This is a genomic window from Vogesella sp. EB, assembly GCF_001037925.1.
GTDB lineage: Bacteria > Pseudomonadota > Gammaproteobacteria > Burkholderiales > Chromobacteriaceae > Vogesella > Vogesella indigofera.
Genome location: NZ_LFDT01000052.1, coordinates 1 through 8,779 on the forward strand (window position 1 = coordinate 1; position 8,779 = coordinate 8,779).

Below are 8,779 nucleotides of genomic sequence, written 5' to 3' on the forward strand. Positions count from 1 at the left end.
AACGTACCAAGAAAAGGCGACCCGACGGTGCAGGAATTCCCGTAAAAACGTCCGCCAACCCGGCGCCGCCCATCCGCTGCGCTCAAAAGGGGGCGGCTTGTTTCCGGGCTGGCGGCCGTTTTTACGGCCTGCGCCAACGGGAGCGGGCGCATCGGTTCTATGCTGGCGGGCGATTGGACGAGGCGGGGTGTAGGGTGCCGTCACCCCGAAGGGGCGATGCACCAGACGCTGGTGTAACCGCAACGCGGCAAGTCGGGCATGTAGGCTGGTGCTAGCTGGCGAAGCCCAGCGTTTACCGCGATGGAATGATCAAGGTTGGCCGCAAGCCTTGCCCGGTTTGCGGCCAAGCTTGTTTTGTCTGGCGACTCCGCTACGCGGATGTCTTGATCCGGCGCTTCCCGCTTCCCGCTTCCCGCTTGGCGCGGCCGGCCGGCAGTGCAGCATGCCCACCTACTTTCATTGCATGATGAAAGGCAGATTTTTGCCTGCTTGGCATTTGTATTTGTGCTGCGACTGGTCATTACTGTGAAGGGGACACTTCACGGGGGCTTGCATCATGTCACGCACTACGCTTCTGGCCGGCACGCTGCTGGCTTCCTTGCTGGCGGCACCGCTGGCGCAGGCCAGCCATGCCTGGGGCAATTACCACTGGGCCCGTACCGGCAACCCGTTTACCGTGCCGCTGGGCAATAACGTCGACAGCAACTGGCTGGAGTTCTTCAAAACGGCGGCGGCGGACTGGACCAGCTCTGCGGTGCTGGATACGCAGATGGTGGCCGGTGGCACCACCGCCAAGCGTTGCCGGCCGACGAGCGGCCGGGTCGAGGTCTGCAATTCGGCGTACGGCAATAACGGCTGGCTGGGGCTGGCGCAGATTTGGGCCAGCGGCAGCCATATCGTGCAGGGCACCACCAAGCTCAACGACAGCTACTTCAAGACCGCCAGCTACAACACGCCGGCCTGGCGCCAGCTGGTGATGTGCCAGGAGGTGGGCCACAATTTTGGGCTGGGGCATCAGGACGAGAACTTCAATAACGAAAACCTCGGCTCCTGCATGGACTACACCCGCAGTCCGGACAGCAACCAGCACCCCAATCGCCACGACTACGAGCAGCTGGAGGCCATTTACAGCCACGACGACGACAGTACCTCGCTGGCGGCGATGCCGGCGGCGATGGCCAATCTGGAACTGGCGACTCCCGGGCAGTGGGGCCGGCTGTTGCGCAGCCAGCGTGATGGCATGGTGGAAACCTATGTGCAGGACTTTGGCCACGGCTGGCGCGTGTACACGCATGTGTTCTGGGCGGTGGCGCGCGGCCAGCGGCCGCATGACTGAGTCGCTGCGCCACGCGGGCTGAAGCGCGCCGCACAAGCCGGCAAGGTTGGCCGCAAGCCGTGCCGGGTTTGCGGCCAGGGGGTGTTCAGGCGGGCGCTGCGCGTTTCCGGCTATCATGAGCGGTGCCCGCCGGCCATCAGGCCGGTACCGCTGCCCGCCCGATAGCTGAAGGAAACCCGCGATGCCCTATGTTGCCACTTACCCCGCCGCCGCCCCCGAGCGCGCCAGCCTCGACGCCACTACCGGCACGCTGCTGCTGGAGTTCGGCGTCGACTGGTGCCCGCACTGCCAGGCGGCGCAGCCGGCGATCGAACAGGCGCTGGCGGCACAGCCGGCGCTGACCCATATCAAGGTGGAGGACGGCGCCGGGCGGCGGCTGGGACGCAGCTTCCGCGTCAAGCTGTGGCCGACGCTGATCCTGCTGCGCGACGGGGTGGAGCTCGGCCGCGTGGTGCGGCCGCTGACGGTGGACGAGGTGGCGCCGCTGCTGGCCTTGTGATGCGGCGGTCTTGTCGCTTGCGGATGACTGGGGGGTGCTCTGCCGCTGACTCGCATTTGACGGTGCGTCGCCCTGCGGGTGACGCACCCTATCGTTCTGGCGATCGACATGCTTTGCGGCCAACCTTGTTCTCGTGTTTTTTCGCGGGTTTCGTGGCCAAAGCCGCCTTTGCCCTTGTCCGTGTCTTTCCGTGTGCTTCCGTGTGCTTCCGTGGCAAAAACCAAGACCGCTTGCTGCGCCAACGTTGTCCGCAAGCCGCGTCGGGTTTTGCGGCCAACCTTGTTCTGTCTGGTGTATCCGCTGCGCGGATATTTCTTATCTGCCGCTTGCCGCGCGGCGGCGGGAAAGAGGATGCCGCATCCCCCTTTTCACATCGCTGAGCGAATCAGAGATTCGCGCGCAGACCGCTCTTCCCGGAGGCGCAAGAATTCCCGTGAAAACTGTCGCCATCCCGGCGCCGCCCATACGCTGCGCTCAAAAGGGGGCGGCTTGTTTCCGGGCTGGCGCCAGTTTTCACGGCTTGCACCAACGGGATCGGGTGCGTCGCATCGGTGTTGGCTGGTAATGAAGATCGCTTGCGGCCAACCTTTCCGTTTTCATTTTCGAGTCTTTTCGTGGGTTTCGTGGCTAAAGAAGTTGTTGTCTTTGACCGTGTCTTTCCGTGTACTTCTGTGGCAAAAATCCAGGCCGCCAGCCGCCATCGCGCCGGCCGAACGCTGCGTTTCTGCCCGGTGGTGGCCTTGCGCGGCGATTTGCCGGACAATCCTGCCTCGATAACAGACGCCCGCGCAGGGCGCACGCTTCTGGATACAGGTCAACGCCGCGATGCGCGCGCTGCCGTATCGTGACCGACAGGATTTTGCCGGGCTGCCACGGGCGGCCCGTTGCCCATTTAGCCAGCGCGGTGTGTGATGCCGCCAGAAAGGAAAACGATGTCCCGCAATCTCGAACTGTTTGAACGTGGCAAGCAAGTGATTCCCGGCGGCGTCAATTCGCCGGTGCGTGCCTTTGGTCAGGTCGGCGGTACGCCGCGCTTCGTCAAGCGTGCCGAGGGCGCCTATTTCTGGGATGCCGACGACAAGCAGTACCTGGATTATGTCGGCAGCTGGGGCCCGGCCATTCTCGGCCACGCCCACCCCGAGGTGGTGAAGGCGGTGCAGGATGCGGCCGTCGGCGGCCTGTCCTTCGGCGCGCCGACCGAAGGCGAGGTGGAGATCGCCGAGGAAATCTGCAAGCTGTTGCCGTCGGTGGAGCAGGTGCGACTGGTGTCCTCCGGCACCGAGGCGACGATGACGGCGATCCGTCTGGCGCGCGGCTTTACCGGCCGCGACCTGATCGTGAAATTCGAAGGCTGCTACCACGGCCACTCCGACAGCCTGCTGGTCAAGGCCGGCTCCGGCCTGCTCACCTTCGGCAACCCGTCCTCCGGCGGCGTGCCGGCCGACTGCACCAAGCACACGCTGGTGCTGCAGTACAACGACGTGCAGCAGCTGAGCGACACCTTCAAGGAGCTGGGCGACAAGATCGCCGGCGTGATCCTGGAGCCGATCGCCGGCAACATGAACCTGATCAAGCCGTCGGCCGAGTTCGTGCAGGCGCTGCGTGCGCTGACCGAGCAGTACGGCGCGGTGCTGATCTACGACGAGGTGATGACCGGCTTCCGCGTGGCGCTGGGCTGCGCGCAGGGCTTGCACGGCATCACCCCGGACCTGACCACGCTGGGCAAGGTGGTCGGCGGCGGCATGCCGCTGGCGGCCTTCGGCGGTCGCGCCGACATCATGGGCAAGATCGCGCCGCTGGGGAATGTGTACCAGGCCGGCACGCTGTCCGGTAACCCGCTGTCGGTGGCAGCCGGTCTGGCGACCTTGCGCCTGATCCAGCAGCCGGGCTTCCACGACACCCTCGGTCGCCGCAGCGCAAGGTTGGCCGCAGGCCTCGCCGACGCCGCGCGCGACGCCGGCATCGCCATGACCACCGACAGCGTCGGCGGCATGTTCGGCTTCTACTTCAGCGACACGGTACCGGCCAGCTACGCCGAGGCCACCCGCTGCGACATCACCCGCTTCAAGGCCTTCTTCCACGCGATGCTGGACGAGGGCGTGTACCTGGCGCCGTCGGCGTACGAGGCCGGTTTCATCTCCATCGCCCACACCGACGAGCTGGTGGAGCAGACCATCTCCGCCGCACGCCGTGCGCTGAGCCGCGTATAATCTTGCCCTGCCCAAGGTTGGCCGCATGCCCTTGACCGGGTGTGCGGCTTTTTTGTTTTTGTATTTCCCGATCGCCGCCAATGACCGATTTGTTTGCCGCCCACACCATTGATCAACTCGCACCGGCGCATCTGGCCGTGCTGCACGCGCTGGCCTTGCTGCCGGCCGGCGAATCCAGGCCCAACCTGCTGACGCTGCTGCAGCTGAACCTGATCCGCGACGAGCAGGGCAAGGCGGTGAACAATGACAAGCTCGGCGAGATCCTCGGCGATCTGGAGCACCAGGGCTGGATCGTGCGCACCGCCGGCCTGCCGTACCGCATCGCGGCGGGCGCGCGCAATACCGTGCTGCTGCAGCTGCTGCACGACCGCCAGGAGCGCACCGCGTGGGACGAGCTGCTGACCGAGCACCTGTCGATGTCGCCGGCGGCGCGCGGCAAGCCCGACCTCGCGCAGATCCAGCTGCGGCTGTGGCTGGCGATCCTGCACGGCCAGGTCGGCGCGGCGCAGGACTGGCTGCAGCGTTACCAGCAGGCGGCGGCGCTGCACAGCGGCAGCCTGCCGCAGGCGCCGTTCAAGCGCCTGTTCGCCAACGCCGCCGGGCGCCAGCTGTTCGACCAGCTGGTCGACGACATCCAGGTGTTGCTGCTGCTGGACTACCTGCCGGAGGCCAACTACCGCTTCGACACCTTCCGCGAGGGCTACCGCTACGCGCTGTCGCGGCTGGACGACGGCTACCGCGACTGGGACCAGCTCACCAGCCTGTTGATGCTGCAGTTCCTGTGGCGCGGCGACATCCAGCGCCTGCTGCAGGAGGCCGCCGCCGGCGAGGGCTTCGCCATCAGCAGCCTGTTCTTTTTGCACACCGTGTCCGGCCGCTACGGCGAGGCCCTGGCCACGCTGCAGCAGTGGCTGGACGAGCTGAAGGAGCAGACGCAGAAACGCAAGATCGAGCTGCCGGCCGACCTCAACGCCTTCCACTGCATCGCGCTCTTGGGCAGCCCGGACAGCCCGCAGCGCAGCAGTGCGCTGAAGCAGGCGATTAGCAGCGGTATCCGCCAGCACTTCGGCCACAGCTACTACGTGTTGCAGCATCTGGTGCTGCAGCACGAGGGCGGCGCCATCAGCAACAACCTGACGCTGCCGGACGCGTCGACGCTGACCGGCGTCGACGGCCTGCTGCTGGCGCTGGCGATGTACTGGCTGGACGTGAAACAGGCGCGCACGCCGCAGTGGCAGGCGGCGTTGCAGAATTTCCGCGAACAGATGCAGGACGAGGGCTACCTGTGGGTGGCTGCCGAGCTGGACGCGCTGCTGGCGGCGCAGTTCGGCCAGCCGCGGCAGCAGCCGGAGTGGCACCGCCAGCACCGGCTGAAGCCGCTGCTTGAGGCGTTCCAGCGCCAGGAAGCGTGGCAGCAGGCGCTGCACGCGCTGCGCCAGCTCGGCCCCAACAAGAGCGAGAGCCGCAGCACGGCGGCGCAGGGCCAGACGCGGCTGGCGTGGCTGCTCAGCGCCGGCGCCCACGGCGTGATGCTGGAAGCGCGCGAGCAGAAGCGCTCGGCCAAGAACCAGTGGAGCCGCGGCCGTACCGTGTCGTGGCGCCGCCTGTTCGACGGCGACGACAGCCTCGACTACCTGCTGCTGCAGGACCAGCAGATCATCAAGGTGCTGCGCGCGCAGCACGAGCACCACTACCACGCCAGCAGCATCTACGAGATCGACGCCGAAAAGGCGCTGCCGCAGCTGATCGGCCATCCGGCTGTGTACTGGAGCGACGCGCCGGATGTCGGCATCGACATCGTGGCCGGCAGCGTGGCGCTGCAGCTGCAGGAAAGCGGCGAGCTGATCCGCATCAAGCTGGTGCCGGGCAAGATCGCGCCGGACAGCGAGATCGTGTGGGACAAGGCGACGCCGACGCGGCTGGCGGTGTACAGCATCAGCAAGGAGGTGCGCCAGATCGCCACCATCCTCGGCAAGGAGCTGACCGTGCCGCGCGCGGCCAAGGCGCAACTGCTGGAGGCGGTGCGCGACATCGCGCCGCTGGTGCCGGTGCACACCGACATGCCGGAGCTGGCGGCGCACATCGACAGCGTGCCGGCCGACGGCCGCATTTACGCCCACCTGCTGCCGCTGAGCGAGGGGCTGCGCCTGCAGCTCTTGGTGCGGCCGCTGCCGGGCGGCAACTGGTGCAAGCCCGGCGCCGGGCTGGAGAACATCGTCGGCGACAGCGACGGCAAGGCGATCCAGACCCGTCGCAACCTGAAAAAGGAACAGAAGGCGCTGAAGAGCGTGCTGGCCGCCTGTCCGCTGCTGGCCGCCAGCGACAACGACGGCCAGGAGTGGCTGCTGGCCGAGCCGCAGGCGGCGCTGGAAGTGCTGTCCGAACTGCAGGCACTGGACAGCGCGCTGCTGGAGTGCGTGTGGCCGGAGGGCGAGCGCCTGCGCATCAAGTCGCGCCGCGGCCTGACGCAACTGAGCCTCGGCATCAAGCAGCAGGGCGACTGGTTCGTGCTGAACGGCGCGCTGCAGCTGGACGACGGCCGCGTGCTGCAACTGCGTGATTTGCTGGAGCTGATGCGCGACACACCGGGGCGCTTCCTCAAGCTCGGCGACGACGACTGGCTGGCGCTGACCGAAGCGATGAAGAAGCGGCTGGAAGAGCTGGCGCTGCTGACCGACCACGTTGGCCGCGACGGCCTGCGCGTGTCGGCGCTGGCCGCCGCGCAGCTGGCGGAGCTGGCCGGCGAGGTCGGCGACTTCGACGCCGACGATGCGTGGCAGGCGCAGGCCGAGCGCCTGCAGTCGCTGCAGGCATTCCAGCCGCAGCTGCCGTCCACGCTGCAGGCCGAGCTGCGCGACTACCAGCGCGACGGCTACGACTGGATGGCGCGGCTGGCGCACTGGGGCGTCGGCGCCTGTCTCGCCGACGACATGGGCCTGGGCAAGACGGTACAGACGCTGGCGCTGCTGCTGGCGCGCGCGCCGGGCGGGCCGCAGCTGGTGGTGGCGCCGACCTCGGTGGCGCTGAACTGGCTGTCGGAGGCGGCGCGCTTTGCGCCGACGTTGAAGGTGCGCCCGTATCACCAGTTCCGTTCGCTGGTCGACCTCGGGCCGCTGGATCTGGTGGTGGTCAGCTACGGCCTGCTGCAGCAGGACGCCGCCGCCTTTGCCGCCATCGAATGGCAAAGCGTGGTGCTGGACGAGGCGCAGGCGATCAAGAACGCCGGCACCAAGCGCGCGCAGGCGGTGATGGACCTGCAGGCCGGCTTCCGCCTGGCGGCCAGCGGCACGCCGGTGGAAAACCACCTCGGCGAGCTGTGGAGCCTGTTCCGCTTCCTCAACCCCGGCCTGCTCGGCAGCCAGGAACGCTTCGCGCAGCGCTTCGGCAACCCGATCGAGCGCGGCGACAAGGGCGCGAAAAAGGCGCTTAAGGCGCTGATCCAGCCCTTCATCCTGCGCCGCACCAAGACCCAGGTGCTGGACGAGCTGCCGCCGCGCACCGAGATCACGCGCAAGGTGCCGCTGTCGGCCGACGAGCTGCATCTGTACGAAGCGATGCGGCAGCAGGCGGTGGCCAAGCTGGACGAACTGAAGGGTGCCGACGGCAAGCAGATGCAGGTGCTGGCCGAGATCACCAAGCTGCGCCGTTTCTGCTGCCATCCGCAGCTGGTGCTGAAGGACAGCACCATCGCCGGCAGCAAGCTGGCGGCATTTGCCGACATCGCCGACGAACTGCTGGAAAACGGCCACAAGGCGCTGGTATTCAGCCAGTTCGTCGACCACCTGTCGCTGGTGCGCCAGCATCTGGACGCGCGCGGCGTCGCCTACCAGTACCTGGACGGCACCACCCCGGCCAAGGCACGCAAGGAGCGCGTCGACGCCTTCCAGCGCGGCGAGGGCGACATCTTCCTGATCAGCCTGAAAGCCGGCGGCACCGGCCTCAACCTGACCGCCGCGGATTACGTGATCCACCTCGACCCGTGGTGGAACCCGGCGGTGGAAGACCAGGCCTCCGATCGCGCCTACCGCATGGGGCAGCAGCGGCCGGTGACCATCTACCGGCTGGTGGCGGAGCACACCATCGAGGAGCAGATCGTGGCGCTGCACGCGGCCAAGCGCGACCTGGCCGACAGCCTGCTGGAAGGCGGCGACGTCAGCGCGCGGCTGGATGCCGACGCGTTGCTGGCGCTGCTCAAGGGCGCCTGAGCGCCTGTTCACGATCTGCTGCGCTTCGTGAAACGTTGCGCGGTGAGTACGGCTTCGGCATGCTGGTTTATATCTGGATAAACGCCGCTTCCTCAGCCGTTTTCGCCTTGTCTCGCGTGAGCGCGCGAGATCGTGGACTGGCTCTGAGATGGCGGGCGCCGGCCTGCCGGCACCACCATGCATTGGGCATTGACCTTGCTTGCGCTGGATCAAATCGGGGGGCGTTGGCCGGCGTAGCATGAAATCGACCGCCTGTTTCAGGCAACGACCCACCCACAAGGAGCCTGCCCATGTTTCCAGAATTCCGCGACCTGATTTCCCAGCTGAAAACCGAAGACAGCCGCTTCAGCCGTCTGTTCGACAAGCACAACGAGCTTGACCAGCAGATCAAGAACATGGAAGCGCACATCACCCCGGCCACGCCGCTGGAGATCGAGACCCTGAAAAAGGAAAAGCTGCAGCTGAAGGACGAGCTGTACGTGATCCTGAAGAGTGCCTCGGTCAGCGCCGGCTGATCGCTGCCGGCCAT

The 8,779-nt window shown here is 66.8% G+C and carries 6 protein-coding genes; all 6 read left to right on the plus strand.

What is annotated here, in order from left to right:
• Window positions 1-556 precede the first annotated feature (556 nt).
• The 6 genes from ACG97_RS16520 to ACG97_RS16540 all read left to right on the plus strand — a co-directional run bounded on the left by ACG97_RS16520 (window position 557) and on the right by ACG97_RS16540 (window position 8,765).
• Window positions 557-1,336 carry a hypothetical protein gene (locus tag ACG97_RS16520; protein ID WP_047968484.1) on the plus strand — a complete coding sequence of 260 codons (780 nt, stop codon included), beginning with the start codon at window positions 557-559 and terminating at the stop codon, window positions 1,334-1,336.
• Between the two features lie 181 nt (window positions 1,337-1,517).
• The gene (locus ACG97_RS16525) at window positions 1,518-1,835 is read left to right on the plus strand and encodes a thioredoxin family protein (RefSeq protein WP_047968485.1); all 318 of its coding nucleotides are present in this window, start codon (window positions 1,518-1,520) and stop codon (window positions 1,833-1,835) included.
• Window positions 1,836-2,389: 554 nt separating this feature from the next.
• Complete coding sequence (locus ACG97_RS17725) at window positions 2,390-2,683, plus strand: hypothetical protein (protein ID WP_156168070.1); 294 nt, start codon at window positions 2,390-2,392, stop codon at window positions 2,681-2,683.
• 84 nt (window positions 2,684-2,767) lie between these two features.
• A complete protein-coding gene (hemL, locus tag ACG97_RS16530) occupies window positions 2,768-4,045 on the plus strand; it encodes a glutamate-1-semialdehyde 2,1-aminomutase (RefSeq protein WP_047968486.1) in 1,278 nt (425 codons plus the stop codon).
• Between the two features lie 80 nt (window positions 4,046-4,125).
• On the plus strand, window positions 4,126-8,250 hold the full coding sequence (locus ACG97_RS16535; RefSeq protein ID WP_047968487.1) for a DEAD/DEAH box helicase: 4,125 nt from the start codon (window positions 4,126-4,128) through the stop codon (window positions 8,248-8,250).
• A 290-nt stretch (window positions 8,251-8,540) separates the two neighbouring features.
• On the plus strand, window positions 8,541-8,765 hold the full coding sequence (locus ACG97_RS16540) for a YdcH family protein (RefSeq protein ID WP_047968488.1): 225 nt from the start codon (window positions 8,541-8,543) through the stop codon (window positions 8,763-8,765).
• Window positions 8,766-8,779 lie beyond the last annotated feature (14 nt).

What these genes read in the sequence shown, in the direction of transcription:
- hemL (WP_047968486.1), top strand. Translation starts at nt 2,768, where the DNA reads ATGTCCCGCAATCTCGAACTGTTTGAACGTGGCAAGCAAGTGATTCCC.
- ACG97_RS16535 (WP_047968487.1), top strand. Translation starts at nt 4,126, where the DNA reads ATGACCGATTTGTTTGCCGCCCACACCATTGATCAACTCGCACCGGCG.
- ACG97_RS16525 (WP_047968485.1), top strand. Translation starts at nt 1,518, where the DNA reads ATGCCCTATGTTGCCACTTACCCCGCCGCCGCCCCCGAGCGCGCCAGC.
- ACG97_RS16540 (WP_047968488.1), top strand. Translation starts at nt 8,541, where the DNA reads ATGTTTCCAGAATTCCGCGACCTGATTTCCCAGCTGAAAACCGAAGAC.
- ACG97_RS16520 (WP_047968484.1), top strand. Translation starts at nt 557, where the DNA reads ATGTCACGCACTACGCTTCTGGCCGGCACGCTGCTGGCTTCCTTGCTG.